The sequence below is a fragment of the Streptomyces sp. NPDC091272 genome, from assembly GCF_044757485.1.
Classification (GTDB): domain Bacteria; phylum Actinomycetota; class Actinomycetes; order Streptomycetales; family Streptomycetaceae; genus Streptomyces.
On the sequence record NZ_JBIVVC010000010.1, the window covers coordinates 240,515 to 266,647 of the forward strand.

Annotated in this window: 23 protein-coding genes; 11 read left to right on the plus strand and 12 right to left on the minus strand. The window is 71.1% G+C overall.

The genetic code is table 11. The annotated features are described in order from the left end of the window. Positions 1–673: 673 nt before the first annotated feature. Both ACIQM4_RS26135 and ACIQM4_RS26140 read left to right on the plus strand, forming a co-directional pair. On the plus strand, positions 674–1,759 hold the full coding sequence (locus ACIQM4_RS26135) for an oxygenase MpaB family protein (protein ID WP_401596272.1): 1,086 nt from the start codon (positions 674–676) through the stop codon (positions 1,757–1,759). After that, positions 1,746–2,651 (plus strand): hypothetical protein, encoded by a 906-nt coding sequence (locus ACIQM4_RS26140; RefSeq protein ID WP_401596142.1) that lies wholly within the window; start codon positions 1,746–1,748, stop codon positions 2,649–2,651. Before ACIQM4_RS26135 ends, ACIQM4_RS26140 begins: the two co-directional genes overlap by 14 nt. 102 nt (positions 2,652–2,753) lie before the next feature. Here ACIQM4_RS26140 and ACIQM4_RS26145 read toward each other — a convergent pair whose 3' ends face one another. Then, positions 2,754–3,182 (minus strand): VOC family protein, encoded by a 429-nt coding sequence (locus ACIQM4_RS26145; protein WP_401596145.1) that lies wholly within the window; start codon positions 3,180–3,182, stop codon positions 2,754–2,756. Between the two features lie 174 nt (positions 3,183–3,356). On the opposite strand from ACIQM4_RS26145, the gene ACIQM4_RS26150 reads away from it, so the two are divergent. Then, complete coding sequence (locus ACIQM4_RS26150; protein WP_401596147.1) at positions 3,357–3,722, plus strand: anti-sigma factor antagonist; 366 nt, start codon at positions 3,357–3,359, stop codon at positions 3,720–3,722. Between the two features lie 30 nt (positions 3,723–3,752). On the opposite strand, the gene ACIQM4_RS26155 is transcribed toward ACIQM4_RS26150, so the two are convergent. From ACIQM4_RS26155 to ACIQM4_RS26170, 4 genes are all read right to left on the minus strand, one after another. Beyond that, positions 3,753–4,295, minus strand: coding sequence for a MarR family winged helix-turn-helix transcriptional regulator (locus tag ACIQM4_RS26155; protein ID WP_401596149.1), 543 nt, complete (start codon positions 4,293–4,295; stop codon positions 3,753–3,755). 64 nt (positions 4,296–4,359) lie between these two features. Continuing rightward, on the minus strand, positions 4,360–4,815 hold the full coding sequence (locus ACIQM4_RS26160) for an STAS domain-containing protein (protein WP_401596152.1): 456 nt from the start codon (positions 4,813–4,815) through the stop codon (positions 4,360–4,362). Then, positions 4,812–5,894 carry a B12-binding domain-containing protein gene (locus ACIQM4_RS26165; protein WP_401596155.1) on the minus strand — a complete coding sequence of 361 codons (1,083 nt, stop codon included), beginning with the start codon at positions 5,892–5,894 and terminating at the stop codon, positions 4,812–4,814. The genes ACIQM4_RS26160 and ACIQM4_RS26165 overlap by 4 nt, the downstream gene beginning before the upstream one ends. After that, on the minus strand, positions 5,891–7,513 hold the full coding sequence (locus ACIQM4_RS26170; protein WP_401596157.1) for a PP2C family protein-serine/threonine phosphatase: 1,623 nt from the start codon (positions 7,511–7,513) through the stop codon (positions 5,891–5,893). The genes ACIQM4_RS26165 and ACIQM4_RS26170 overlap by 4 nt, the downstream gene beginning before the upstream one ends. 638 nt (positions 7,514–8,151) lie before the next feature. Between ACIQM4_RS26170 and ACIQM4_RS26175 the strand changes: the two genes are divergently transcribed. Beyond that, positions 8,152–9,699, plus strand: coding sequence for a fascin domain-containing protein (locus tag ACIQM4_RS26175; protein WP_401596159.1), 1,548 nt, complete (start codon positions 8,152–8,154; stop codon positions 9,697–9,699). A 34-nt stretch (positions 9,700–9,733) separates the two neighbouring features. Here the strand turns inward: ACIQM4_RS26175 and ACIQM4_RS26180 are convergent, their stop codons facing one another. Further along, positions 9,734–11,434 (minus strand): SulP family inorganic anion transporter, encoded by a 1,701-nt coding sequence (locus ACIQM4_RS26180; RefSeq protein ID WP_401596162.1) that lies wholly within the window; start codon positions 11,432–11,434, stop codon positions 9,734–9,736. A gap of 470 nt (positions 11,435–11,904) precedes the next feature. Between ACIQM4_RS26180 and ACIQM4_RS26185 the strand changes: the two genes are divergently transcribed. From ACIQM4_RS26185 to ACIQM4_RS26195, 3 genes are all read left to right on the plus strand, one after another. After that, positions 11,905–13,227: a DUF1254 domain-containing protein gene (locus ACIQM4_RS26185; RefSeq protein ID WP_401596165.1), complete on the plus strand. Its 1,323-nt coding sequence runs from the start codon at positions 11,905–11,907 to the stop codon at positions 13,225–13,227. Positions 13,228–13,364: 137 nt separating this feature from the next. Beyond that, a complete protein-coding gene (locus ACIQM4_RS26190) occupies positions 13,365–14,762 on the plus strand; it encodes a DUF1254 domain-containing protein (protein WP_401596167.1) in 1,398 nt (465 codons plus the stop codon). A 76-nt stretch (positions 14,763–14,838) separates the two neighbouring features. Next, positions 14,839–15,516: a GAP family protein gene (locus ACIQM4_RS26195; RefSeq protein WP_401596169.1), complete on the plus strand. Its 678-nt coding sequence runs from the start codon at positions 14,839–14,841 to the stop codon at positions 15,514–15,516. A 124-nt stretch (positions 15,517–15,640) separates the two neighbouring features. On the opposite strand, the gene ACIQM4_RS26200 is transcribed toward ACIQM4_RS26195, so the two are convergent. The 5 genes from ACIQM4_RS26200 to ACIQM4_RS26220 all read right to left on the minus strand — a co-directional run bounded on the left by ACIQM4_RS26200 (position 15,641) and on the right by ACIQM4_RS26220 (position 20,164). Continuing rightward, on the minus strand, positions 15,641–16,510 hold the full coding sequence (locus tag ACIQM4_RS26200) for an alpha/beta fold hydrolase (RefSeq protein ID WP_401596172.1): 870 nt from the start codon (positions 16,508–16,510) through the stop codon (positions 15,641–15,643). Between the two features lie 161 nt (positions 16,511–16,671). Further along, on the minus strand, positions 16,672–17,178 hold the full coding sequence (locus ACIQM4_RS26205; RefSeq protein WP_401596175.1) for a GNAT family N-acetyltransferase: 507 nt from the start codon (positions 17,176–17,178) through the stop codon (positions 16,672–16,674). A 305-nt stretch (positions 17,179–17,483) separates the two neighbouring features. Next, positions 17,484–18,137 (minus strand): restriction endonuclease, encoded by a 654-nt coding sequence (locus tag ACIQM4_RS26210; RefSeq protein WP_401596177.1) that lies wholly within the window; start codon positions 18,135–18,137, stop codon positions 17,484–17,486. Between the two features lie 74 nt (positions 18,138–18,211). Further along, the gene (locus ACIQM4_RS26215) at positions 18,212–18,421 is read right to left on the minus strand and encodes a hypothetical protein (protein WP_401596274.1); all 210 of its coding nucleotides are present in this window, start codon (positions 18,419–18,421) and stop codon (positions 18,212–18,214) included. A gap of 285 nt (positions 18,422–18,706) precedes the next feature. Next, positions 18,707–20,164 (minus strand): MFS transporter, encoded by a 1,458-nt coding sequence (locus ACIQM4_RS26220; RefSeq protein WP_401596179.1) that lies wholly within the window; start codon positions 20,162–20,164, stop codon positions 18,707–18,709. A 215-nt stretch (positions 20,165–20,379) separates the two neighbouring features. Between ACIQM4_RS26220 and ACIQM4_RS26225 the strand changes: the two genes are divergently transcribed. Beyond that, positions 20,380–21,027, plus strand: a complete 648-nt coding sequence (locus ACIQM4_RS26225; protein WP_401596182.1) for a TetR/AcrR family transcriptional regulator — start codon at positions 20,380–20,382, stop codon at positions 21,025–21,027. A 117-nt stretch (positions 21,028–21,144) separates the two neighbouring features. On the opposite strand, the gene ACIQM4_RS26230 is transcribed toward ACIQM4_RS26225, so the two are convergent. Beyond that, complete coding sequence (locus tag ACIQM4_RS26230) at positions 21,145–21,624, minus strand: GNAT family N-acetyltransferase (RefSeq protein WP_401596184.1); 480 nt, start codon at positions 21,622–21,624, stop codon at positions 21,145–21,147. A 480-nt stretch (positions 21,625–22,104) separates the two neighbouring features. On the opposite strand from ACIQM4_RS26230, the gene ACIQM4_RS26235 reads away from it, so the two are divergent. The 3 genes from ACIQM4_RS26235 to ACIQM4_RS26245 all read left to right on the plus strand — a co-directional run bounded on the left by ACIQM4_RS26235 (position 22,105) and on the right by ACIQM4_RS26245 (position 26,113). Beyond that, positions 22,105–23,616, plus strand: a complete 1,512-nt coding sequence (locus ACIQM4_RS26235) for an alpha/beta hydrolase (protein WP_401596186.1) — start codon at positions 22,105–22,107, stop codon at positions 23,614–23,616. A 686-nt stretch (positions 23,617–24,302) separates the two neighbouring features. Further along, positions 24,303–25,445 carry a glutamate--cysteine ligase gene (locus ACIQM4_RS26240; protein WP_401596189.1) on the plus strand — a complete coding sequence of 381 codons (1,143 nt, stop codon included), beginning with the start codon at positions 24,303–24,305 and terminating at the stop codon, positions 25,443–25,445. Between the two features lie 86 nt (positions 25,446–25,531). Further along, positions 25,532–26,113, plus strand: coding sequence for a pyruvoyl-dependent arginine decarboxylase (locus ACIQM4_RS26245; protein ID WP_401596192.1), 582 nt, complete (start codon positions 25,532–25,534; stop codon positions 26,111–26,113). Positions 26,114–26,133 lie beyond the last annotated feature (20 nt).

The window sequence follows — 26,133 nt, forward strand, 5'->3', positions numbered from 1 at the left end:
TGGGGTACCGGATCCAGCACCCGGCGCCGGCCTCCCCGCAGGGCGTCACCATCGTTCTCCCCACGACGGCGAGCACCGGAGGGCCTGCCTGGCCGACAAGGCCTCCTGAACCGCCCTCACCGGCGGCTACGGCCCCCGGCGGGACACCTTCAGCATCCGCGAGTCCACCCACCTCCCGTGAACCGCAAGGTGCCGCTCCCTCGCAGGAGACACCTCGCGGCACGCACTCGCCTCCGGTTTCCCTGCCGGTCGCACTCGCTGATCCGTCGCCCGCCGGCGCTTCCTGCGCACCGGCCGGACAGCCCTCCGGGGCCCCGGAACTGGTGGCACGGACACCGGCGGAACCGGGCCGGCAGGACAGCGGGCCGAACGCCACGCCGGACAACACCGGGACGGGAGTGGGTGAGGACTGCCTACCGGTGCTGGAGCCGTGCGAGCGGACGCCGCCCGTCTGCGGCACGCCTGTCGCCTCCGGCCCTGCCTCCCGTACCGCCTCACCGTATTCGGCCACGTCCGGCCCGGCCGGAATTCCGGCGCCGGGCGCCCCGACCGAAGCCGACACCTGCGCGGGTTCCGCACGTACGGGGCGGTGAGACCTACCGCCGAATCGGGCGGTCGTGGCATCGAACAGCAAGCATCCCGGGCTCAATCGTCACAGTTTGGGTGGTTCCCTGTGAAGTACCGAGCAGCAGATGTCCAACCGGCGCGCGACTACGGGTTCTTCGGTCCCGATTCGGTCTCGTGGCGGGTCTGGGGCCATATCGGGAGCACCTTGATGGGGTTCTCGCGGTCGGTCACGATGGAACAGCTCGACCTCGGCCTGGCCGCCGCCACCGCCGGGACCGGCAAGATCATCAACAATCCCCGCGGTCGCGCCGCCAACACCCTGCAGTACTTCTACACGGTCATCGCAGGCGATTCCGCTGCCGCCACCGTGTCCTCGGCCACGCTCGTCAGGATCCACCTTCGGTTCGGTCAGGGGGTCGAGCCGCTGTCGGGCCTGCGCTACGACGCCAACAGTCCCCGCAGCCAGATGTGGATCCTGCTCTGCGCATGGCACTCCAGGCTCGTCTGTTACGAGCAGTTCGGGCCCGGCAAGCTCTCCGAGGAGGACGAGAACCGCTACTGGGCAGAGTGCGCCGTGTTTTCCGAGCTCCAGACCGTCGACTCCGCAGCGGTACCACGGAACCGGGCCGAGGTGGAACTCTACTTCCAGCAGAAAAGAGGCCATGCGGCCGTCAGCGAGGTGTCGCGGAACGCCATGCACCACATGGTGGATTTCAGGGAGATCGCTCCCCCGGTTCCGCGGTATCTCCTGCCACTGGAATGGCTGCTGGCCGGAGTCGGACGTGCCGCCGTCATTTCCTCGCTTCCTGGCTGGGCCCGAAAACTGGGCGGTTTTCGTCAGCCCCGGATCGTCGGATCCCTGGCCACAGGCCTCTGCCGGTTCCTCTTCCGTCGCCTGGAGAAGAAGCCCGCCGCCAAATTGCGGGTGATCGGGTCGATCGCACCTACCGCGGCCAGGGTGATGGCACCGGTGCTGTTCAAGGTTCCCGCCGAGCGGGAGGTGGTCCTCACTCCGGGAGAAGCCTTCGCCCACTACGGAATCGACCCGCCGGCGGAGCTACGCGCACAGCTCTCCCCTCAGGAGGGCTGGACGATCGCCCCCTTCCCTCCACCTGACGGCCCTGCCGGGCACACCCCACGGTCCGAAGCGGGCCCACAAGGTCTTACGGGAGTCGACGATGGTCCAGGCTGACGGGTTCTTCGCCTACGCGACCGGAGCCGCACTGGCTCTGTGCGTGCGCCGATCCGCATACCCCCGGCACACCGTGCACGCGGGGCGCGACGCTGAGGGTGCCCGGCCCCCCGTACACGCGCGGCGCGACGCGGAGGGCGCCCGTGGCGGGGCGCACCATTTCGCAGTGGCCCTCGCGTACTTCGCACTGCTTTTCGTCCCGTGCGAGCTGTGGCTGCTGTGGAGGTTCCCGGGCTGGGAGACCATGTACGCGGGCATCACCATGACAGGCTGGCCCACTGCCCTGTTCGCGGCGTCCCTGCTCGTCCTCGGGATGCTCGGTTTCACGGTCACGCGACGGCTGGTCCGCCGCGGCCGCACGCGGTTGGCGCTCGTTCAGGGCGCGGCGAGCTGCTCCCTGTTCGTCTTCGTCATGGTCCACGGCTGGGACGGGAGCGGGTACCAGAGGTTCCTGGAGACCGACCCTCGCGTCTTTCACCGGTGGGGCGAGGCGGATGACGTCCTCGACCACGTGTGGCTGTGGCTCGGCACCGAACTGGCCCTGACGCTCGGGATCATGGCGGTGGTGGCCGGGACCACGGGGCTGGTCATCGGCTCCCGCTGGTTCGCCGGAACCGATGGTCGTCCGCCGAAAGGCACCTGGGGCGTACGAGGAGGCCGCCGCTCAAGCACGTTGTTCGCCCTCAGCCTCGGCGGCACCCTCACGGCGCTCGCCGTTGCCTGGGCCGCGATCGCCTTCTGTCTGTTCAACCTGTTCGGCGGCGCACTGGGTGGCGCGGTCGCGGCGGTGGTGTTCCTGGTTACGACCGTGCCCCGCCGGGGAGTTCTGGCGCACCTGGCCCGCCGGCTGGACCCGGAGACCCGCGCAGAGGGCGCGAAGCCCGAGGCGTGAGCGGAGCCCGCCTGCCTGCGGCACTCTCGGTTCCGCTCGTCGCGGGAGGGCTCTTCGCGCCCGCCGTACCGCCCCCGCCGATTTCGAGGCCGCTCAGGTGATTCAGTCGATACAGAACTCGTTGCCCTCGATGTCCTGCATCGGGATGCACGAGTCATCGCCGTCGTACAGCGTCTGCACGTGGACCGCCCCGAGCGGGACCAGCCGTGCGCACTCGGCCTCCAGCACGGCGAGGCGCTCCTCGCCCACGAGCCCGGTGCCGACCCGCACGTCGAGATGGACCCGGTTCTTGACGGCCTTCCCCTCGGGGACGCGCTGGAAGTACAGCCGGGGGCCGACGCCCGAAGGGTCGACGCAGGCGAACCAGGCGTCCCGTTCCTCCGGAGGCTGCGCGCCCTTGAACTCGTCCCACGTGGCGAACCCCTCCGGCGGGGGCGGAACGACGTAACCCAGCACCTCGCACCAGAAACGGGCCAACCGCTCGGGTTCCGCGCAGTCGAAGGTGACCTGGAACTGCCTGATCGATGACATCGGCGCACCGTAGCAAAGGGGTTCAGCTGCCCGGTTCCCCGGGGGGGGCGAGCTCGGTCACCGGACAACCCTTGGTCGGCTACGGGACACCGCCGCCCACCAGTTACGCATGGGGAACGCCTGTGCCCCGCCTGATTCTGCGCCGGACCCGCCGGGGTCTGACATGCTCCGTACGTGGGGGATTGCGCAGAGCGTCTTGACGACGGGCTGACCGTGCGACACGGCCGGAACGACATTCCGCCTGCCTGCATCCTCACCCTGACCGGCACCGCCGAGGCATGGAACGCCGAAGCCCTGGCCGGTCATTTCGAGCGCACCGCGGCCGAGGGGACGGCGCTCGTGGTGGACCTCAGCGGCCTGCTCTTCGGCGGCTGGGACCTCGTCGGGCTCCTGCTGCACGCCCGTACGCAGCGTCCCGTCGTACTGGTGGGCCCGCTCGGGGCACACCTGGCGGGCCGGTTGGCGCTCACGGGCGCCGGGGCCCTCTTCGCCGTGGCGCCCTCGATCGCCGAGGCCCTGGCCGTCCCGGCCGCTCCCTGACGCCACCCGCCGCACCGGGGAGCAGCTCGGTCAGGCGGTGCGTGCGCCGTCGGGACCGTGCGCAGCGGCCGGCAGCAGGGTGGGGCCGGGGGTGACGGAGCGCAGTGCGGGCCGGCCGGTCAGGGCGCGGTGGAGGGTGTCCAGGGTGGTGCTCAGGCTGGAGTGCTCGACTGCGGGCAGCCCGTCAAGGGCCTCTGCCAGCAGGTGTTCGCGGCGTTGGCGGACACGGCCCAGATGGGCGCGGCCCGCGGGGGTGAGCGTGAGGGTGACTTCGCGGCCGCTGTCGGGGTGCGGGTGGCGCTGGACGAAGCCGAGGGCCTGGAGGCGGTCGACGAGCCGGCACACGGAGGGCGGCGCGGCGGCGAGCCGGCGGCCGAGGGTGCGCATGGGGATGTGGTCCTGGCCGTCGATGACGCACATCGCCCGCAGTTGCGGGGCGGGCACCAAAGGGGCGGGGATGTCGTGGCGGGCCTGCTCGAAGAGCAGGTCGAGGAGTTCGGCGAGGCGGGCGGTCTGGTGGGCGGTGTGGGCGCGGGAGTTGGCGGTGTGAGCGTGATCGGTGCGCTCGTTCATTACGGGTTCCCGTCCGGAGGAAGCGGGGTTTTCTGCGGGGCGGAGGCGGTTCTGGGTGACGGGTTCAGGCTGTGGTCTCCGGTTCTGCGGGTCGCGGCGTCGGCCCGCCGGCTGGGTTGTGGGCGGATATCGCCTCCTCCGCGCCGTGCGGGGCGGACTGCTGTTCCCGGCGGGCGGCTGCCGGGTCGAGGTAGGCGAGGGCCCCGGTGATCGTCAGGACCCGTTCCAGGGCCGGGGTGCGGGCATCGAGGTGGAGGGTGACGCGGGCAGCGGTGGTGCGGCGGTGGAGCATCAGCAGGACGGAGAGGCCCATCGAGTCCAGGCCGTCGAGATGCGTGAAGTCCAGGTGCAGGTCCCTGATGCCGGGGTGGGCGGTGAGGAGTCCGGTGGCCTCGTCGAGGAACTCGTCGGCGTTGTCGTGGCACAGATACCCGTGCACGGCCAGGTGCAGGGACTCCCCGTCCGTCGCGGGGTCCGTGGCCAGGCGCAGGAACGGTTCGAAGGAGTGCGGCGGTCTCATGCGTGCTCCCCGGCGAGGTCGGCGGTGTCCGTACGGGTGAGACGCCCGCAAGCCTGCTTCAGCATGTCCGTGGCGCGGGGGAAGTCCCGGAGTTCCACGCCCAGCAGGTGCAGGGCCGGGATCAGCGAACGGGCGGGCACCCGGCGGGCGGTGAGGATACGGGCCGTCCAGGCGAGGAAGACGGTGAAGAGTTCGGCGTCGTCCACGTAGAGGGCGGTGCCCAGGAAGTCGACGATGTGCGCGATGTCCTCGGCGGTGTGCCCCCGCTGGGCGGGCGTGTAGGTGCGCATGGCGGGGAAGCGGTCTTCCAGACCGTCCATGACGGTGCGCACCAGCTGGGGGCGGGTGCGGGTGACCATCGTGTATTCCTGGTCGCCCAGGTGCGGCAGGTCGTCGATGGGCTGGTGCGCCTGGGCGGGACGCCGCAACGGGCCCTGGTCGAGGCGGTCCGCGGCTGCTCCCGCGTCCGGCGCCCACGCGTCCGCGCCGAGGAGCGTGGCGTACTGGCCGTGCTCCCCGAAGGCGGCCCCGCCCACCAGCACGGGGGTGCCGGTGGCCTGGACCGCGGTGATCGCCGCATGGGCGGTCGGCAGCCGCGTCGCGATCGAGCTGGAGAGGGCTACCAGATCCGGGCCGGCCCGGTGGACGTGCTCGATCAGGTGCTCGGTCGTCACCTGGGCGCCGAGGTAGTCCACCGTCCACCCGCGCAGTTTGAGGACCTCGGCCAGCAGCCGGGCGGGCAGACCGTGCCACTCGCCGTCCACGCACGCCACGACCACCTTGCCCTTCCGCTCCGGTCCGCCCACGGCGGAGACCTGGTACGAAAGGGCGGCGATGGCCCGGTCGTTGATCGCGGACGCGGCGTGCTCCTGCGCGACGGTGAGCCGGTTGGCCGCCCACTCCTCCCCCACCCGGTGCTGGACGGGGGCGATCAGGTCGAGCAGTACGCTCTGCGCCGGGACGCCCTGGGCGAGGGCGTCGAAGACGGTACGGGTCGCCTCGTGCTCGTCGCCGGCCGCCACCGCCCGCCACAGCAACTCCTGCCGCCGCGAAGGGGGAAGGAGGGTGGTGCTGGTCATGCCGTGAACCTGCCTTTGGTGTGTCCGCCCACCATGCTCAGGTGACGGGACTTCGGAGCGGCGATGATCATGACCGCCATGTCGTCGTGCCGGCCCGAGCCGACCCACTGGGAGGCGAGCATCTGCACGTGCTCGACGACCGCCTCGGCCGGCATTCCCGCACACCGTGACAGTGCTTCCTGGAAGCGTTCGTCGCCGAACATCTCCCCGCCCATCGGGCCGCCCCTGGCCTCGACGAACCCGTCGGTGAACAGCGCGCAGAAGTCTCCCGGCGCCAACACCTCGTCGGCGGTGGTGGCGTGGGCCCCGGGGAACGCGCCGACCAGGGTGCCGCGCGACGTTCCTTCCTCGACCGTGCCGTCGGCGCGCACGATGAGCACCGGCGGATGCCCGGCGCTGGTCACCCGCAGCCGCACCGCTCCGGCTTCGCGCACCGCGGAGGCCATGACCAGGGTGGCGAAGCGGGTGTGGTGGGAATCCAGCAGGGCGCCGTTGAGAAGTTCCAGCATGCGCTGGTGGTCGCCCGCCATCGGCAGCAGCGCGTGCAGGGTGTTGCGGATCTTGCCCGTCAGCACGGCTGCCTCCAGGCCCTTGCCGCACACGTCACCGAGCACCGCGAAGGAGGGTTCGCCCTCGACGCTCGCGGGGTGCACGTCGTAGAAGTCGCCGCCGATCCGGTCCCGGTCCTTCGACGGCCGGTACCCGCCGGCGAACTCCACCCCGGAGATCTGGTGCAGCACCGGCGGCAGCAACTCCCGCATCAGTACCTGCGACACGCTGGACTGCTCCGCGTACATGCGGGCCGCCGACATCGCCGCCCCCGAACGTGCCGCGAACAGCCGGGCGAACACCTCCTCCTCCTCGCTGAACGCTGCCACCCCGCTGCGCCGCAGCAGGATCAGCGCGCCCGCGGGCACCCCGTGGCCCGGCAGCGGTGTCACGACGATCGAACCCACCTCGCCGAACCCCTCGGGGATCAGCCAGCCGGGAGCGGCCACCGGGTCGATCCAGCGGGAGGGCACCGGCGGGAACCCCTGCAACGCCTCGGCCAGACCGGGCACCTCGTGCGGGTCGATGGCCCAGCGGTCCCGGTGCGGCTGTCCGCCGCGCAGACATGTCACGACCGGCAGCCGGTGGCCGCTGCCCGGGGCGATCACCACGGCCGCGTCCGCGAGATGCTCGGCCGCCAGTTGCGCCGTCACATCCATGCACCGCTCCAGATTCAGCGAGGACAGCAGGGCGTTGGACGCCTCCGCCAGGAAAGCGGTCCGCTCCCGCTCCATGCGCAGCGACTGACGGGCCAGCCGGTGGTCGGTGTCGTCCAGCAGCCACCACACCACATCCCCGTCCTCCTGGAGCGTGGGATGGGCCTCGTAGGAGCGGTCGGCGATCTGCCCGGAGGCCACCTCGTCGTCGTCCGGGCCCGCAACCGTCCTGCGGTCGTGCGCACCGGCCAGCCAGGCAGGCGCACACTCCGCCAGCGGCACCCCGCAGCCCGCCGCGGGAAACAGCCCCAGGGCATAGGTGTTGGCGTGCCGGACCGTGCCGGCCCGGTCCACGATCAGGACGGGGTAGGGCACGGACGTCCACGCCAGTGACGCCGGAGCGGCCTCGCTCACCGCGTGTTCCTGCCGAGTGGAAGTCACAAGCACCAGGGCCCGCGAAGCGAACCCCTCACCTTCAATCAGTCGAGAGAACGTTCAATCAGCTGAGAGAACGTTGCCGTCCGGCAACCATCCACCACCGGTCGTCCTTCTGGCAAGCCACGTCTCACCCGGTTGCCCCCGAGCAGGCAGAACACCCGCGCCTTCACCCGACGGGGCACGGGAACACCACACCGAGCACTCACCGCAAAGAGCGACACGGATACGAAAGGCCCAGGTCACACCCTTGCACCTCCCCCACAGCGCCTAGCGACCGAACACCGCGGCCCCCAGGACCGGCCAACGGTGAAGAGACCGGGGAGAAGTTGAGCAGCCGCGGACACATACCGGGCCGGGCCCGACCGCGAGGCCTGTGCCGAGTACTGCTCACGCAGGCCCGGGTGTCCGTCGCACGGGTGCCGATCACCTGTCGGCAGAACGGCAACCCGCGCTCCCGGAGCGGCCGGACAGCCCGTCCGCCTCGGTCCGCGGCGCGGGGACCGGACGGCGATCCTGCTGAGCAGTCATGTTCCGCGTCACCCCGCGGCGGCGGACGGACTCCGCGGACACAAAACGGCTGTTGCGTCGCGCCCCCGGCTGATGAGAATGAGCCGGTGAAACGCATACGCACGATGATGAGCGCCCTGACCCTGCTCGTGGCCGGATCGGTGGGTCTGGTCGCCCCCGCGCCGGCGTCCGCCGCGGAAGCTCCGCGATCCTCGACCGGCCAGCGCTGGGCCCTCCAGATCACGAATGGGGTCACGGGCCAGGACTACTACGTGGCCGCCGAGTTGAGCGCCGAGCTCGACACGACCCAGAAGGGAAGGCTGCGGGCCATGACACCGGCGTCCTCGCCGTCCGCGATCGGCTCACGGGAGACTTTCACCCTGCACACCGCCGACAACGGCGCGACCGTGTCCCTGCGCAACGAGGACAACGGCCTCTACGTCTCGACCGAGAAGAACTACGCCACCCCCTACACAACGATGCTGCGGGCACGCGCGGCCTCCATCGGCACCAGCTCGACGGCCTACGAGAAGTTCCAGCTCGTGAAGGACCCGCAGGTGGCCGGGGCCTACAACCTGAAGGCCAGGGCGAACCAGCAGTACGTGTCGGCTCGCTTCAGCCGCGCCGTCGGCGAAGGCCCGGGGATGCTCCTGGCCGCGACCGAGGCAGCCACCGGATCGTGGGAACGCGTGCGGCTGGTGGAGGTGCCGGGCACGGGCCAGTACGGAGACACGGCAAACCCACCTGCGACCGCGAACAGCCCGGCGGGAACCGTCAGGAACGTCGTGTCGTGGAACGCCTGCTCCAACCACAACGCGGACTGTCTCCTCTCCGACGCGACCGTGGCCACCGTCGGTAACACCGTCGCCGCGCGGGCCGCCGCCGCCGATGCCGACGTGATGTTCGTGCAGGAGTTCTGCGAGAAGTCCGCCGTCCCGCTGGAGAGCAGCCTGGAAGACCGTGCGGTGGGCGGCCTGGCCGACTGGGACGTGCGCTTCACCCCCACGTACCGCAAGCTCACCGGCACCGGCGTCCTGGCCCAGAAACAGTGCGCGAACTCGAACGGCGCGGACCGGGGCGCGTACGGCACGGCCGTCGCGGTCCCGAGTGAGAACACCTGGTACCGCTCCGTGGTGCTGCCCTCGCGGGACACCGCGGAACAGCGCCCGATGCTGTGCGCAACGGTGCCTTCGCAGGGCACTGCCTACTGCGGCGGCCACTTCAGTGCCGGCCTCACCGGCGACGACGTGGAGGAGAAGCCCGCGAACCCTCACCCCACCGGGTACTTCAGGAATCTGCAGGCGCAGCGGGCCTTCGCGGAGGCCTCGACGCTGCGGGCCCAAGGCTACGAGGTCGTCTTCGGCGGCGACCTGAACGCCACCCCGCCCGACGCGCCACAGGGCCCCGGCTCGGCCCCGGCATCGGTGCTCGCCCCGCTCTACCACCAGCCGGGAGCTGCCGACGACCGCTTCGAGGAGTGCGACCAGCAGGCCCACGGCGGCTCGCGCACCGGAGCCCCCACGCATGTGAGCCCGTCGTCCAGCCTCAAGCTCGACTACGTGTTCGGCCCGCAGAGCGCCGACTACGCCTGCTCGATCACCACCACGACCCAGTCGGACCACTACCTGATCCGCGCCGCGGTGAGCTTCCACTGAGCCCGCCGCACCACCGCGTGCCGCCGTCCGTCGCTCAGGCCGGTGGGTCGGCGACGGCGGTCACCGCGTCGTCAACGGTGGGATAGATCCCGCCTGCCAGGTGGGTGTTCAGCGGGTGGTGGGCGATCTGTTGCGCGACGTCGGCCCGTACGCGTGCCAGGACCAGGGAGATGCCCCGACGGGCGAGTTCGCCGCGGAGCTCGTCGAGGGAGTCCATGACCGGCAGACCGAGCTGGAAGCTGCTGGTGAGGTCCAGCACCACGGCGTGGGGGGCCGGGTCGGCGGCAGCGACGCGGTCCTGGACGGCGAGGGCGACGCGGTTGATGTTGCCGAAGAAGAGACTGCCGTCGGGGCGCACCACCAGCACGCCCGGAGTGGCTCGGGCCCCGGCGTGGTCGTCGGCCGCGAAGAGGCGGGTGCCGGGCACGCGGCCCAGGACGGACACGTGGCGGCGGGAGGCGGCGGCGATGAACAGGACCAGGGAGAGCGCCACCGCCAGCAGCAGACCGGGGAGGAGATCGAAGAGCAGGACGCCGAACAGTGCGGTGAGCGCCACCCACAGGCTGCGCCGGTCCCGGGCCAGGTACCGGCGCAGTTCGCCGGTACGCAGGAAGCCCCGGACGGCCACGATGACGATGGCGCCCAGTACGGGCTCGGGCAGGTCGGTGAAGAGCGGAGTCAGGAAGGCGCCGGTGAGCAGGATGAGCACGGCGGCGACGACCGACACCATCGGGCTGCGCCCGCCCGCCCCGGCAGCCGCGGCGCTGCGCGACGCACTGCCGGAGACGACGAAACCGCGGACGAGTCCGACCAAAATATTACTGAGGCCGACGGCGGCCATCTCGCGGTTGGCGTCGACCTGCTGGCCGTTCTCGCGGGCGAACCTGTTGGCGATGCTGAAGGCTTCGGCGAAGACCACCAGGGCGACGCCGAGCGCCCCGCCGGCCAGTGCGATCCAGTCGGCGGCCGCCACGCCGGGCAGTCGGGGTACCGGGATCGCGGAGGGGATCTTCCCCACGACCTCCACCCCCTTGTCCTCCAGCCGCACGGCCGCGGAGAGGATCAGCGCCAGCACGAGGACGACGAGGGCCGCCGGCAGGCGGGGCATGAAGTGTTCCAGAAGGAACAGCAGGGCCAGTGCGCCCGCTCCCACCGCCAGGGTCACCAGCGACCAGTCCGCAATCTTCGACAGCACCGTCCACAGCCGCTCGAAGAAGTTGCCCTCGCCGCCGGACACTCCGACGATCTTGGCGGCCTGGCGCACCACGATCGTCAGGGCCATGCCGAACAGGAAGCCCAACAGGGCGGGTTCGGCGAGGAAGTTGGTGATGAACCCGAGCCTGGCCAGACCCGCCACCAGCAGGATGGCGCCCACGATGACGGCCAGTGCGGCGGAGAGCCCGGCCGCGTCCTTGGCCTCACTGCTGAGGGCCGAGACCGTCGCGGCCGACAGCACGGCGGCTGCCGAGGTGGCGCCGACGATGAGGAAGTTCGACCGCCCGACGAGTGCGTAGACCAGCAGGGCCACGGGGGCTGCGTAGAACGCGTTCTGCGGTGGCACCCCGGCGATCTGCGCGTAGGCCACGCACTCGGGAACGATCAGCGCCCAGGCGGTCAGCGCGCCCAGCGTGTCGCCGCGCAACCACCCCTTGTCGTATCGGCTCAGCCACCCGGCGACGGGCCAGGTCCGCCGGTGGGCGGCGGGGGCGTGCTGCGGGCCGGTGGGGCGTTCCATCGCGGCGGCTCCAGGATTCGGACGGCGGGTGGAGACGCCCGACCGCACCCGTCCCGGGAGGCGACCCGGGGGACGGACGCGGGCGGGCCGTTCGGCGTGGCTGGGGCAGAACGTGGGGCAGAACGCCTCCTCAGTACATCGCTCCTTGTTCCGTTGCGCGAGCTGATGATCACGGCCGGGCCGGGCCGCCCCGCGCTGTGCCCACCCGGCCACCCCGGGCGCGTGGCGCCCCATCTGCGGCGGCCCCCGTCACCCGTCCGGCCCAGTCCCGGGTGTCGCCAGGCCCGGAGTGGCCGAAGACTGACGTACCGGCCTGATCAGGTCATTCGCCGGATGAAGGAGTGCTTCGTGGCGCAGTCAGCTTCCCCGCACCGCTCCCTGGGCGAGTGGCCCCGAGGTGATGCCGGCGGCGGCCGGCCCCGTCGTCAACCTCATGTGGCCGCGCCGGTGCCCCCGTCCAGGAGAGTCGCGTGACGACGACACCAGGCATGCTCCCCGAGGAAGCCCGCACCACCGCCGCCGAGGCGTGGATCTGGGGATATCCGCTGCTGGAGAACTACCGCACGATGTACCCCCAGGCCATCGACCTCGACGATCGCCGGTCGGTCGGGGGGTTCGGCCGGTTCCGGCACTACTCCGAACCGTTCACCCCCGCCAACACGGACGTGGTGACGCCCAACAACGACACCCCGTACTCCTGGGCCTGGCTGGATCTGCGGAGCGAGCCGTGGGTGGTGTCCGTGCCCGCGATCGACCGGTACTACGTCCTTCCCTTCCACGACCTGGACACGTCCTACGTGGGATTCGTCGGGGCCCGCACCACGGGTCAGGACGCCGGTGACTACCTGCTGGCGGGTCCCGGCCACGAGGGCGACGCCCCGGCCGGCATGTCCGGGGTGCTGCGCGCGGACACCCACCTCGTGGGGGTCCTGGGCCGCACCTACCTGGCGGGCGCCGACGACGTCGACGCCCTGCGGGAAATCCAGCAGCAGTACCGGCTGCGCCCGCTGTCCGAGTTCGAGGGCAGGCAGCCCCCGCCCGCCGCCGCCGAACCCGTGTGGCCCGCCTGGGACGAATCCGCCCTGGACGGACCGGAGTTCTTCGCCCTCCTGGACTTTCTGCTGGGCTTCTTCCCGGTCCTGGACCAGGACCGGGACCTGCGGGCACGGCTCACCGCTCTGGGCGTCGACGGCCGGGGCCGGTTCGAACCGTCCTCCCTCGCGCCGCAACTGCTGGATGCCCTCGTCGAGGGCATCCTCGACGCGCGGACGGCCCTGGAGGAGGCCAAGCGGGACGCCACGGACTCCACCGGCTGGTTCGGCACCCGTGCCGAGCACGGCGCCGACTACCTGACCCGAGCGGTCGGCGTGTCCAAGGGCCTCTACGGGCTGCCCTCCGCGGAGGCCTGGTACTCCGGCTGGGCCCAGGACGACCAGGGCAACCGGCCGCCGGACGCGTCGGCCCGCGACCACACTGTCCACTTCCCCGCCGGAAAGCTGCCACCGGCCCGCTTCTTCTGGTCCGCCACCATGTACCGCCTCCCCGAAAGGCTCCTGGTCGACAACCCCGCCGACCGGTACTCAATCGGCGACCGAACGCCGGGCCTCGTCTACGACGAGGACGGGGGACTCACCCTGTACGTGTGCCGGGACCGCCCCCAGGACCCGAAGGAAGCCGCCAACTGGCTGCCGGCACCGGACGGCCCCTTCACCATCGCCGTCCGCGTTTACGGACCGGACGCCTCCGTGCTCGGCCACAGCTGGACGATGCCCGAACTCGCCGTACGGCAGTGAGCGTACGGACCTGACCTGCCCCCGCCCGAGCCTCGGACCCGGCAGCCGGTCGCACCACCAGGACGCCACACAGCTCGGACCCGGCAGCCGGTCGCACCACCAGGACGCCACACAGAGCGAACGAGACAGGTGAGCACATGACCGCCGAGGCCCAGCCCCCTCCTGCCGACCCATTCGCCACGGAAGGCGACCTCCCGCGCCGCGAGGACCTGGGGCACATCTTCGACGAGCTCGACCACCAGATGGCCTGCCAGGCCTACCTGTGGGCGCTGCCCCTGGTCGCCTACGCGCAGTGGCAGAAGGTCCACCGGGAGACCTTCGGTGCAGGCCCCTGCGACCTGGTCCGCTACCTCTCCTACCAGGACCGGCTCGGTCTCATCACGGCCAACGCCACCACCCCCTACATCCTCAACTTCATCGACCTGTCGGAAACCGGCCCGCTGGTGATCGAACTGCCTGCCGGGCCCACGGCAGGCGGGGTGTCCGACTTCTGGCAGCGGGAGATCGGCGTCATGGGGGAAATGGGCCCCGACAAGGGCGCGGGAGGCCGCTACCTGATCGTGCCGCCCGGCCAACAACCGCCGGCCGACGCCGGAGACCTGCGCGTCCTCGTCTCCACCGGCGTCAACATCATGTTCGGGTTCCGCACCCTGGACCCCGACCCGGAACGAGCCCAGGCCCTGGTCGACGCGGTACGCATCCACCCCCGTGCGGCGGACCCCGACGAGAACCCGACCCGGCTGGTGTCACCGCAGGGACGGCCGTGGTCCGGGGACCAGCCCCGCGGACTCGAATACTGGGAACGGCTGTACGGCATCTACCAGACGGAGATCGTCGACGAACGCGACCGCTTCTACCTCGCGATGCTCCGCCAGCTCGGGATCGTCAAGGGTGAGCCCTTCACCCCCGACGAACGGCTCACCAGGATCCTGGAGCGCGCGAGCGCCGTCGGCGAACGGATGGCCCAGGCCAACAGCTTCGCCAAGCGATTTGCCGGCGCCCGCTACTGGCCCGACCGCCAGTGGGACCTCGTGCTGATGCTCGACCGCTCCGACCAGAGGGCCGAGCACCACGACCAACTCCTTGAACGCGCGGCCTGGTTCTACGAGGCCGTCAGCTTCTCGGCCGCCATGAAGTCGCAGACCCCCGGACTCGGCCAGGCCTACCTCGCCACCTACACCGACGCGCACGGTCAGTGGCTCGACGGCGCGAAGTCCTACACGCTGCACGTCCCGGCGAACCCGCCCGCCAAGCTGTTCTGGTCCGCCACCGTCTACGACATCACCACCCGCTGCCTGATCGACAACCCCCAGCAGCGCGGTGACCGTGGCTCACGCGACCGCGACCTCCAGTACAACGACGACGGCTCGGTGGACCTCGTCTTCGGCCCCGAACCCCCGAGCGGACCGGTGGGCGAGTCGAACTGGGTGCAGACCGTTCCCGGCCGGCACTGGTTCTCCTACTTCCGCTTCTACGGCCCGCTGGAACCCTACTTCGACCGCACCTGGTGCCTGGGAGACATCACCCCCCTCTGACGCCCCCTCGCCGCGCCCGGAATTCCGGCCGAGGCCGCTCCGGAACCGTGCACCCCACCCCCGGCAGGAGGAATCCATGGGCAACGCCATCGGACAGATGCTCACCTCGGCAGTGGGCATCGCCATCAGTCCCGTTCCGCTGATCGCCGTCGTCCTGATGCTCGCCACACCACGCGCCAAGGTGAACGGCACCGCCTTTCTGCTGGGTTGGCTCGTCGCTCTCGCCGCCGTCACCACCGTGGTGGTCCTGGCGGGCTCCGGCGCCGGAGCCAATGACGGCGGCTCCCCGGCCGGCTGGACGTACTGGCTGAAGCTGGTGCTCGGCCTCCTCTTCCTCCTCATGGCCGCCAAGCAGTGGAGAACCCGGCCGCGCGAAGGCGACGCGCACGAACTGCCTTCCTGGATGCGGGCGGTCGACAAGTTCACCCCGGCCAAGGCGGTCGGACTGGGCGCCCTGCTGGCAGCCGCGAACCCGAAGAACCTGGTGCTCGCCGTCGGCGGAGCCGCCTCCATCGCCGGCAGCCCGGCGAGCACCGGCGGCAAGACGGTCGCGGCCGCGCTGTTCGTCGTGATCGGCTCCCTCTGCGTCCTGGTACCCCTGCTGGTGTACGTCTTCGGCGGTGCCAGGTCCGCGCGGGTGCTACAGGAATGGAAGGCGTGGATGGGACAGCACAACGCCGCGATCATGACAGTGCTCCTGACCGTGCTCGGCGCGAAGTACGTGGGGGACGCCATCAGCGGGCTCACCAACTGAACTCCCGCGCTGTTCACCTTGAACCCCGCCGGCCGAGCGAACCGGTCACCTTGGACCCCGAGCACACCGCCCGCACCGGCGGCTGTACCGCCGCCTCGCCACAGCACTCTGGCCCGGCCGCACCTCAGCGTCCGGTGTGGTCCAGGATCGCTGCGGCGAGCGGCCGGTGCACCGCACGGGGGAGTGCGTGCCCCATGCCGGGAACCTCGATGACGCGTGCGCCCTGGATCGTCTGGGCCAGGTGGTCGGGGTGCGGCGGCGGGAAGACCTGTTCGGCGGGGGCGGAGATGACGAGGGTGGGCACCGTGGTCCGGGCGAGCTGCTCGGTGCGAGTCAGGCCGGAGACGTCGGCGCGGGCATGCGCGGTGCTGGTGGCGTGGTGCCCGGTGTGCTCGACGATCCGCTGCTCCAGGGCGCGGGCGTGTTCCGTGTCGAAGGGAAGCTGGTCCCCACCCAGGACCCGCCAGTGCTCGACCCGCCGGGCCAACTCCGCCTCCAGGCCGTGGTCCGTCACGGGACGGGACCACATCTCCAACAAGTGGGGTGCGACACCGGGGAGTTCCTCGGGCGGGATCACGGTCCCGTCCGGCTGGATGTACGGGGCGGTACTCAGCGCACTCGTGCCGATCAGTGTCGCGCTGAGCAGCCGGTCGGGGTGATCCGCGACGAGGAGTTGGGTGAGTATCCCTCCCATCGACATACCCACCACGTGGGCGCGTTCGATGCCGAGACCGTCCAGCACCGAGAGGGCGTCTTCCGCGAGTTGCCCGAGGGGACAGGGCCGTTGGTCGAACGCCCAGGTGGAGCGGCCGGTGTCGCGGTGGTCGTAGCGGATCACCTGGTGGCGGGGGGTGAGCATGTCCACCAGCTCGTCCGGCCAGCCCAGGCCCGGCGCCTGCGCTCCCATGATCAGCAGCAGCGGAGATGCGTCCGGGTCGCCGCGCGTCTCCGTCCAGAGGCGCACGCCGGGTGCTGCGTCGATGAAGCGTTCCACGGTGTCCTCCGAAAGGTGTGCGAGCGAGACGAGACGTACCGTATCGCATTGTGGCCGACCGTTCGCGAGTTCGGACCGACCGGCGGGGGCGCCCGAGCCCTTCCGGTCGGGACCGGGTCACCGGCGCGCGCGATGCCGTGAGCAGAGCCCCCAGCAGTACGTCATCCGTGCCGGTCCTGCCGCAGATCGAGCAGCATGGTGTCGGCCTGGTCGTGGCTCTCGACCACCTGGTAGCCCTCCACTCGGTAGAGCGCGGCAGCGGGATTGGTGCGTTCCACGCTGAGGCTGAGGTAATCCAAGCCGTGCTGCCGGGCGGTGTTGGCCAGCGCCCGCAGCAGCGCGCGGCCCACGCCGCGCCCCCTGCGGTCGGCGGCCACGCCGATCGTCACCTCGGGGATGTCGGCGCGGACGAAGCCGTAGGCCGGCTCGGCCTCGGTGAAGAACCTCAGCCATGCCGCACCGACGGCGCGCCCGTCGGCCTCGGCCGCCACCACACCGAGGTCGGTGCCCCGCGGCCAACCGCTGACGTAGCGCGCGTTCTCCGGTGCGGCCAGGGTGTCCGCCCGGCTCCACCCCGGCCGGCTGGGCGTGTTGGCCGCCGCAACGAGCATGTCCTGCAGGAACGGTGCGTCGGCGGTCGTCGCCGTACGTATCACGAAGGCGTTCATGGCCCCGAGTGTTGGGGGCGCGCGAGGTTCGTCGCAACCGGGTTGATCCGCGGCCCCCCGAGCGTTCGGCTCCCGGCCCGGGCCCCGGCCCGGCGCTCCCACCGCCACCGTCCGGGCCGACGACGGCGCCGCGCACAGCGCCGAGTTCGGCCCGGCAGCCGACTGGTGGACCACCTCCACGACCGCGGGTGCGGCTGAACCTGCGGGCGGGCACGGGCAACCGCGTCACCATCGCCAATCCGTCGGGCTGGGCCCCCGACATCGACCGGATCACCGTCGACCGACCGGCCACGTAGCCCGGCCGGTCACGGGCCGGCAGGTGGTCTGCGCGGCCGCGGGACCGCCGGGAGCAGTTCCCACAACGGGCGCGCCCCGCAGGCCCACACGGCGAGGGTGTGGCGGTCGACGACGTGCAGTCGCTGCTGCTGGGCGAAGGTGACCGCGGGCGCGGTCACCCGCCCGTTCGTCACGATGACCGCGACATCGGCGTGATGGACCGGGCGTGCGGTCCCGTTGAGGACCTGGAGGTCGGGTGTGCCCACTGCGGCTCCGGCGGCGCCGTGACGCCGGTGTTTGCACTGGATGACCCACAGTCTGCCGTAGGGGTCGGTGGCCTTGACGTCGGCGCCCTGGTCCCCGCCACCGCCCACCCGGACCGCGTCCCGGCACCCGTCCCGGTGCATCAGATCCCGTACGGCGTCCTCGAACCGGGAGTGGTGGAGCGCGTCCAGTTGCGGCATCGCGTACCGCAGCGCCCGCACCCGTACCGCCTCTTCGCGGGCCCGCTGCTGCCGGCGGTACAACCAGGCTCCCCCGGCCGCCGCCGCCGTCAGGCCGAGGACGACGAGTAGCCACCGGTTCGCCAGCAACCAGTTGACGGCCGACACCACCAGGCCCGCCCCCACGACGACGGCAGCGACCACGCCGATCAACTGGTCGCTCTGCCGCTGCCGTCGCATGCCGGGCCTCCGTGTCCGTGGCCTTGAGCCGGTACGCCGGCCGGCGGCGGGCCGCCTTCGGCGGGCGGGGGCGCTCACTGGCTGCCCTGGGTGACACCCTGCGCGAGCTGCTCCAGGAAGTCCCCGATGCCCTGCCCGACGGGGGTGGGCGCGATCAGGATGCCCAGGAGCAGGACGATCAGGGCTGTCGTCCGCTCCTCGACGCGGCTGCGGGCCTGCGTGCGCCGCCGCAGCCGGAAGAACACGACGACGGCGAGCAGCACCGCCACGTTGATGGTCAGAATCACCCAGGCCCTCCCCCACTACCCGTCGGGTCACCCGCGACGGCGCAGCCTTGCTGCGGCTCTCCTGTGTAGCGGCGCGCGGGGGGTGGTAACGGTGAGTTTCAGGTAAATGGCACAAAGTAATATGTGGGCCGTCCGAATACCCGCCGTCGGAATGCGCGCGCCGCAGAGGACCGTCCGACTGCCGTTCGAGCGCCACAGGTCCCCGCGACCGCCGCCAGGTGCCCACGACCCCCGCAGGTGCCCACGACCTCCGTGACCCCCGCAGGTCCCCAGGACCTGCGCTCAGGCCGGCTCCTCGACGGAGTGCGAGTCGGTGAGGGTGAGGGCGCCGCCGACCGCGATCAGGCCGACGAGCACTGCCAGCACTGCGTAGGTGACACGCTCGCCGTGGAAGAAGGACTGCACGAGGCCGCTGCTCCACACGCCCGAAGGCAGCTGGGTGGTGACCAGGGCGGCGATCATCGTCCCGACGACGGCGGTGCCGACGCTGGTCCCGACCTCCTGGGCCGTGTCGTTCAGCGCGGTGCCGATCGAGGTGCGGTTGGCCGGCATCGCCTCGACCAGGGCGATGGCGCAGATCGTCATGACGGTACGCAGACCGATGGTCAGCACCACCATGCACACCGCGATCGCGGCGTACCCGTTGCCGACGCCCCAGGCGAGTCCGGCCAGCGCGAACGTCATGCAGGCCGCGCCCACCAGGCAGGCGACGCGGTGGCCGAACCTCGCCGCGAGCCACTCCGACAGGGGGGTCGCGAAGATCATGGTCACGATGATCGGCAGGTTCGCCAGACCGGCCCGCACGGGGCTCCACCCGTAGGCGTACTGGAAGTGCAGGATGAGGCCGAACATCACGCCCGCCATCGCGACGGACGTGCCGACCTGTGCGATGGCCGCGCCCCGGACAGTGCCGTTGGAGAAGACCTTGAGGTCCAGCATGGGCGCCTTGCTGCGCCGCTCGTGCCACACGAACGCGATGCCCGCGGCGGCGGAACCGAGGATCGAGGCGAGCGTGGGCACGGAGAGCCAACCGTGCTCGATGCCGCTGGTCAGCGCGTAGCAGGCGAGGCCGATGGTGAGGACGCTGAGGACGGCGCCTGGCAGGTCGAGCTTGTCCTTGGTGAGGTCTTCGGGCCGGTCGGCCGCGACGCCGAAGCGCACACCGATGCCCGCGATCAGCGCGATCGGTGCGTTGATCACCAGCAGCCACTGCCAGCTCACATGAGCGAGCGCGGTGCCGCCGAGCACCGGACCGAGGACGAATCCGGACATGCCCACGATGATCATCAGGGTCATCGCGCGCATCCGCAGCGCCTGGTCGTCGAACAACCGGAAGACGAGCGAGTTGGTGATGGGCGCCATGGCCGCGGCGGCGATGCCCAGCGCGGCACGCAGTGCGATGAGCTGGCCGCCGGAGTTGACGGCGACCACCCCCAGGCTCACCAGCCCGAAGACGGCGAGGCCGACCAGCAGCACGCGTCGGCGCCCTAGGCGGTCGGCCATGGACCCCGCGGTCAGCAGGAGGCCGCCGAAGGTCAGCGAGTAGGCGCCGGTGACCCACTGCAGGGTGGTCGTGCCGCTGCCGAGATCGCGGCCGATGGTGGGCAACGCGATCGACAGCAGCGTGTTGTCGACCATCTCGACGAAGAAGGCCAGGCAGAGCGCGGCCAGGGGTATCCAGGCCGCGCGTAGCGAGGGATAGGTACGGGACGAAACGGGCTCAGCGGTGACGGCAGTCATGGCGGACCTCCTCTCTGAACGTCGCCGGGACATCGCACGACGCTCAACGTAGAACGCGATTCGATGAACGAACAGCGTTCGATGATGGAACCTGGTTCTACAGTAGAACGTCGTTCGATGACGGCGCAAGTTGTGATTGGATGGACGTCATGACGTCCCCGCGAACTCGTCCAGGTGAAGGCCCCTCCCGAGGTCGCAGGCGTGCCTCGCACTCCATGGAGGCCGTACTCACGGCGGCCGTGGCGCTGCTCGACGAGGCCGGCGGATCCGCACTGACCTTCCGCGCCCTCGCCACCCGGCTCGGCACCGGTGTCGGCACCATCTACTGGTACGTCGCCAACAAGGACGAGCTGCTCGACCGCGCCACCGACCACGCGATCGGCGGTGTACTCACCGCGGTCCAGGCGCAACCGGCCGGCGACGACCCGATCGCGGATCTGCGCGCGATGGCTGTCGCCCTGTTCGACGCGATCGTGGACCGGCCGTGGCTGTCGGCCTACTTCATGCGCAACACCGATGTCCAGGGCAACTCGCTGCGGCTGTACGAAGAACTCGGGCAGCAGACCCTCCGTCTCGACCTCACCTCGCGCCAGCGGTTCCATGCCGTCTCGGCGATCACGGGCGTCGTGGTCGGCGCCGCCGCCGACCTCGGCGTGGAAGTCCCGGAGGAATTGCTGGCCGGCGAGGTGAACCGTGACGAGTACCTCGACCGCTTCGCCGAGTCGTGGCGCGCGCTGGACGCGGCCGAATTCCCCTTCGTCCACCAGATCGCCGAAGACTTCGCCGGCCACGACGACAGGGACCAGTTCCTCGCCGCCCTGGACCTGACCCTCGCGGGCCTCCGTCTCCAGGCGGAGGGCTGACACCTGCCGCAGACTCCAACCTGGCACCTGCTCCTGCTCCAGACTCCAACCTGACACCTGCCGCAGCCTCCGACCCGGGGGGGGGCGGCCGGCCCGCCGTCGGCCTTGCCCCGTCGTTCAGCGTCCGGCGCCTGCGGCATCACGCAGTCGAGCGCTCGGGCAGAGGTAGAAGAGTTCGGGATCTCCCTCGTCGAGGCCGTGAACCAGACCGGTCGGTTGCCAGCCGGCGCGTTGCAGCAGCCGCTGCACGGGGTGGTTGGAGACGTTGGTCGAGGTGAACAGCTTCGTGGTGGTGCACGCCCTCTCGACGGCCGTGAGCAGCCGAGCGCCCACACCTCGCCGGCGGGCGCCGGGGGCGACCGTCAGCATGGTGAGGAACCCCTGCTCGAAGAAGCTGTACTCCAGCACGCCGTAGCCCAGAGGGCGGCCGGCCGGGTCTCGGGCCACAAGGACCGCACCCTGTGCGCACCAGCGCCGGATGCCGGCTCGTCGAGCCTGGTCGCCAGCTGCCGCGACCGGATCGAGCTCGGCCAACGCGGTCCAGTCCGACGGGTCCGCACGGTCCACTCGCTGCCCGCTGAGGTTCTCGGCATTCATGGGATGCATCGTCGCAGCGCGGAAGCGCCCGGCGCTCGCCCATTACGCGCGGGTCAGCGACCGCGGCGTGCGTGGCCTTCGGTTGCGTGCCAGGCCTGGTCTCCCGCCCCTCTTGCCGTCCTCCCACCTGTACCAAAGTCGTACCACCACCCCTACCCGGGTCGAATACGGACGGACCACCAGGCGGATGTGCGGGCCGCGGCCACCGGACCAGACTCGTTCACGTGCTGGGACAGCCGGACACACGGCGCGACGCGCGATGAGGGCCGGACCGGCCGGTTCGACACACGGCGCGATGCGCGGCGAGGGCCGGACCGGCCGGTTCGACACACGGCGCGATGCGCGGCGAGGGCCGGACCGGCCGGTTCGTTCGACCTCGACCCGCGGCTGCGGCTGCGGCTGCGGCTGCGGCTGCGGCTGCGGCTGCGGCGGGCGTTCTCCGGTTTCCCGGGCCTTCCACACCTTCCAGGAGGACATCAGATGAAACGAGTTCTGCCTCTCGCCCTCGCCACGGTCGTGGTGGCGACGGCGGCGGTGACGGCCACGACCGCGCTGGGGCAATCCGCGACAGAACCCCGGACCCCCGCGGCAGCCCCGGACGCCCCGGACGCCCCGGACGGCCTGCGATGGGGCCCGTGCCCCGAGGATGCCGGCGCACCCGGGCTCGCCCGGCTCCAGTGCTCGACACTCGACGTCCCGCTGGACTACCGAGATCCGGACGGCCGGCAGATCAAGATCGCGGTTTCCCGGCTCGCCAGCAAGAAGCCCTCGCAGCGTCGTGGCGTGCTGCTGACCGATCCGGGCGGCCCCGGCGCCACCGGCCTCGACTTCCCGGGTGTCCTCGCCGCCACGGGGCTGCCGCAGCAGGTGCTGGACGCCTACGACGTGATCGGTTTCGACCCGCGCGGCGTCGGCCGCAGCACGCCGGTGACCTGCGACCTGACGAAGGAGCAGCAGGCCAGGGGCAACTTCCCGCCGTACGCGCACTCCGCGGCCGACGTCGCCCGGGAGGCGGGGAACGCGCGGAGGATCGCCGAGCAGTGCGCGAACTCGAAGACGTCCTGGATGCTGCCGCACACCACCACGGCGAACACCGCGCGGGACATGGACCGGATCCGGGCGGCACTGGGCGAGCGGAAGCTCTCGTACCTCGGTCACTCGTACGGCACCTACCTCGGTGCGGTGTACACGACGCTGTTCCCCCGGCGCAGCGACCGGATCGTGCTCGACAGCAACGTGGGCCCCGGCGGCTACGACGTCACCGCCATGCGGATGTTCGGCCGTGGACTGGAGGACCGGTTCCCGGACTTCGAGAAGTTCGCCGTCGCACACCCCGAGTACGAGCTGGGCACCACCCGGGAGCAGGTGAGGGCCAAGTTCTTCGAGCTCGCCGGCCGGCTGGACAGGAAGCCGGCCCACGGCATCGACGGGACGATGTTCCGTGCCCTCACGTTCGGCAGCCTCTACGGTGACGGAGCCATGCCGCATCTGGCCGAGGTCTGGCAGGCGCTCGACACGAACCGGAAGCCGCCGCCGGAGCCGCCGGTGCCGAACGCGGAGAACTTCATGTCCTCGCGCTTCTACGTGGTCTGCGGTGACACGCGTTGGCCGAAGGAGGTACGGGAGTACCAGCGCAACGTCTCGGTCGACCGGCTGCAGTACCCGATGCTGGGCGCGTCGTCGGCCGGCATCGGTCCGTGCGCGTTCTGGCCGGACGAGCGGGTCGAGCCGCCGGTGCGGATCAGTGACCGCGGCCCGGCGAACGTACTCATGGTGCAGAACGAGCGCGACCCGGGATCACCGCTGGTGGGCGCCCAGAAGCTGCGGCGGGCATTCGGTAACCGGGCCGTCATGGTGACGGCCGACCAGGGCGGACACGGCATCTACCCCTGGGGTCGAAACACCTGCGCCAACGACTCGGCGACCACGTTTCTGACCACCGGGAACCGGCCCGCACGGGACCTCGCCTGCGCGGCCCGGCCGGCCAGGTAGAGCCGGCGGCCGGGCGGAACCGCCTCGTCCACCGGGCGCGGTGGGCCGGGCCAGGAGGTGGCGGGCAGGCTGGTGACGCCCAGATGCAGGAGCATGCCGAGGATGTCCTCGACGAAGTCCCCTTCGGCGATCCTGCCGTCACGGAGGCGGTAGATCCCCACGCCGTCCCACCGCGCGGACCTGTGAGTGGCGGGCATGCGCATGAACGGGCCGGTGTTGCTCCCCGCTGTTGGTGAACAGGGCGACGACCGTGTCGCCGTCGGCCAGGAGCCGGGGTCGAGCGAACCGACGGTGAACGGGGCGACGGTACGGCAGTTCACCGACGTCGTCGCGGGCTCCTCTCCGAACAGCGCGCGGCCGTGGCCAACGTCATCGACATCGCCGCACTCGTGCGCCGGCTTGCGCGGGCGCGCGACCGGCGCACGAAAAGGGGTCCCAACACGCCTTGATGCCGCTGCGTTTCCCGCTTTGTCATGGAAGTTGGTTACGGGAGGCAATTGCTGGGAATTCATGTGCTGAGCGCATTATCAGTGGCCCCGTCGGCTTGTCCACGTCACCTTTAACAGTCCCCATCCGCGGGTGCGCGCTGCGCCGGAATGTCAGGACCCCCTATGCCTCGCCGTGCAATTCCCCTGTCCGTGACACCGCCACAGCCGCCCGGTACACCCACCACTGCGAAAAGAGAAATGCCACTCGGCGGGCAAGAACTCACGCTCGGCGTGGAGGAGGAGTTCATCCTCGCCGACCGGCACACCCGCCACGCCGTGCGCCGCGGGGCGGCGGTGGTCGGAGCCGCGCAGGGTGTGTGCGGTTCCGCGCACGTGGAGCCGGAGATGGCACAGGCGCAGGTGGAGTGCGTGGGCGCGGTGTGCCGGGACCGGGACGAACTGCTTGCCGAGCTGCTCCGGTTGCGCCGCGGTGCGGCCGCTTCGGCTGCCGCCCACGGATGCTTGCTCGTCGCCAGCGGCACCTCGATTCTGGGCGATCCGGGACCGGCACCCATTCTCGACAAACCCCGGTACGCGCGGATCGGCGAACGTTTCGGTCTCCTGGTGGAACAGCAATGTGTGAATGCCTGCCATGTGCACGTGGGAGTTCCTGACCGGGAAGAGGCGGTTCAGGTGGCCAATTACCTCCGCCTGTGGACCCCGGCGCTTCTGGCGCTTTCGGCCAACTCCCCTTTCTGGCTGGGCACCGACAGTTCGTACGCCAGCTGGCGCTCGACGCTGTGGGGCAGATGGCCGACCTCGGGCCCGCCGCCGTACCTGCGTTCGGTCTCCCACTACGAGAACGTGGTGGACCAACTCGTCGACACCGGAGCGGCGTTGGACCCGGCGATGCTGTACTGGCATGTCCGCCCCTCCCGGCATGTGCCCACGGTCGAGGTGCGGGTCGCGGACGTGATGCCGGACGCGGTGGCCACGACGGCGTTCGCCCTGCTGGTACGCGCCCTGGCCACGGACGCGCTGATCAAGGTGCGGGCCGGCCGGGCCGCGCCGCCGGTCGACGACGTCGTTCTGCGTGCGGCCTGCTGGCAGGCCTCCCGGGAGGGAGCACGAGGCCGGATCCTCGACACCGTCGCGGGCACCGCCGATGTCTCCGTATCGCTGCCCGTGTGGGCCCAGTTGGCCGGGGTGCGCGCCCCTGTCGGTGACGCTCTCGACATGTTCGGTGACCGGCCCGCGGTACTGCGCTGGCTGCACTCGGTGCGACGGCACGGCACAGGTGCCGACCGCCAGCGCGCGGCGCGGGCGGGGCCGGGCGGGTTCGCCGCTGTCGTCGACTGCGTGAGCGTCTCGCCGGCTGCGCCACCCGTGCCCGCCTCTTGACCTGCCGGCCCTCCCCCTCGAAGCCGAAGCCGAAGAGAGAACCCGAGCGAAGTCCGAGAGATCCCCGCGCGAAAGGTGATCGCCAGATGTCCGAGAACATCCTGTCCGGCCGGGCCCTCCTGCCCACCCACATGTACTTCACCACCGCGACCGGGGAGCACCCCCGCGAACTGCAGGCGCACGACCTGATGTACATGGAAGCGGGGCTGGGCCGGGTCAACCGGGTCCAGGTGAGTAGCAGGGTCCCTCCGGGTTGCACTCTGATCCCCGCTGAGCTCGGCGGCCGGCTTCTCCAGGACGGCCAGATCCTGTTCGCCATCCAGGCGCTCGCCCGCACGAACGAACCAGGCGCGCGCATCGCGACCGCCGTCGGCGTGGCCGTCCCCGAAGACGGGTCGGTGGGTTGCGTGGCCGAGGTGCACGAGGACGACTCACAGGGGAAGAACGCCCAGGAAGCCCGGGACAAGGCGGTGCAGATGGCATTGACCGCCATGGCGCTGGAGTGGGGCGATCCACACTTCGACGCCCTGGCCGCCTACAGTCCCGGCGCGCAGGAGTACCTCATCGACGGGCGCAGGGTGTTCGTCCACAGTGCTGCCGCCGAGGCGACCGGACCGGCGAACGGAGACTTCGTCAAGATCGTCGCCGCTCTGGTCTTCCTGTTCTGATCGCAGAGTTGAGGCAGGTA

Bases quoted from the DNA above. Each gene is read 5' to 3' on its own strand.
- ACIQM4_RS26140 (WP_401596142.1), top strand. From the start codon at position 1,746: ATGGTCCAGGCTGACGGGTTCTTCGCCTACGCGACCGGAGCCGCACTG.
- ACIQM4_RS26145 (WP_401596145.1), bottom strand. From the start codon at position 3,182: ATGTCATCGATCAGGCAGTTCCAGGTCACCTTCGACTGCGCGGAACCC.
- ACIQM4_RS26155 (WP_401596149.1), bottom strand. From the start codon at position 4,295: ATGAACGAGCGCACCGATCACGCTCACACCGCCAACTCCCGCGCCCAC.
- ACIQM4_RS26160 (WP_401596152.1), bottom strand. From the start codon at position 4,815: ATGAGACCGCCGCACTCCTTCGAACCGTTCCTGCGCCTGGCCACGGAC.
- ACIQM4_RS26165 (WP_401596155.1), bottom strand. From the start codon at position 5,894: ATGACCAGCACCACCCTCCTTCCCCCTTCGCGGCGGCAGGAGTTGCTG.
- ACIQM4_RS26180 (WP_401596162.1), bottom strand. From the start codon at position 11,434: ATGGAACGCCCCACCGGCCCGCAGCACGCCCCCGCCGCCCACCGGCGG.
- ACIQM4_RS26190 (WP_401596167.1), top strand. From the start codon at position 13,365: ATGACCGCCGAGGCCCAGCCCCCTCCTGCCGACCCATTCGCCACGGAA.
- ACIQM4_RS26195 (WP_401596169.1), top strand. From the start codon at position 14,839: ATGGGCAACGCCATCGGACAGATGCTCACCTCGGCAGTGGGCATCGCC.
- ACIQM4_RS26205 (WP_401596175.1), bottom strand. From the start codon at position 17,178: ATGAACGCCTTCGTGATACGTACGGCGACGACCGCCGACGCACCGTTC.
- ACIQM4_RS26210 (WP_401596177.1), bottom strand. From the start codon at position 18,137: ATGCGACGGCAGCGGCAGAGCGACCAGTTGATCGGCGTGGTCGCTGCC.
- ACIQM4_RS26220 (WP_401596179.1), bottom strand. From the start codon at position 20,164: ATGACTGCCGTCACCGCTGAGCCCGTTTCGTCCCGTACCTATCCCTCG.
- ACIQM4_RS26225 (WP_401596182.1), top strand. From the start codon at position 20,380: ATGGAGGCCGTACTCACGGCGGCCGTGGCGCTGCTCGACGAGGCCGGC.
- ACIQM4_RS26230 (WP_401596184.1), bottom strand. From the start codon at position 21,624: ATGAATGCCGAGAACCTCAGCGGGCAGCGAGTGGACCGTGCGGACCCG.
- ACIQM4_RS26235 (WP_401596186.1), top strand. From the start codon at position 22,105: ATGAAACGAGTTCTGCCTCTCGCCCTCGCCACGGTCGTGGTGGCGACG.
- ACIQM4_RS26240 (WP_401596189.1), top strand. From the start codon at position 24,303: ATGCCACTCGGCGGGCAAGAACTCACGCTCGGCGTGGAGGAGGAGTTC.
- ACIQM4_RS26245 (WP_401596192.1), top strand. From the start codon at position 25,532: ATGTCCGAGAACATCCTGTCCGGCCGGGCCCTCCTGCCCACCCACATG.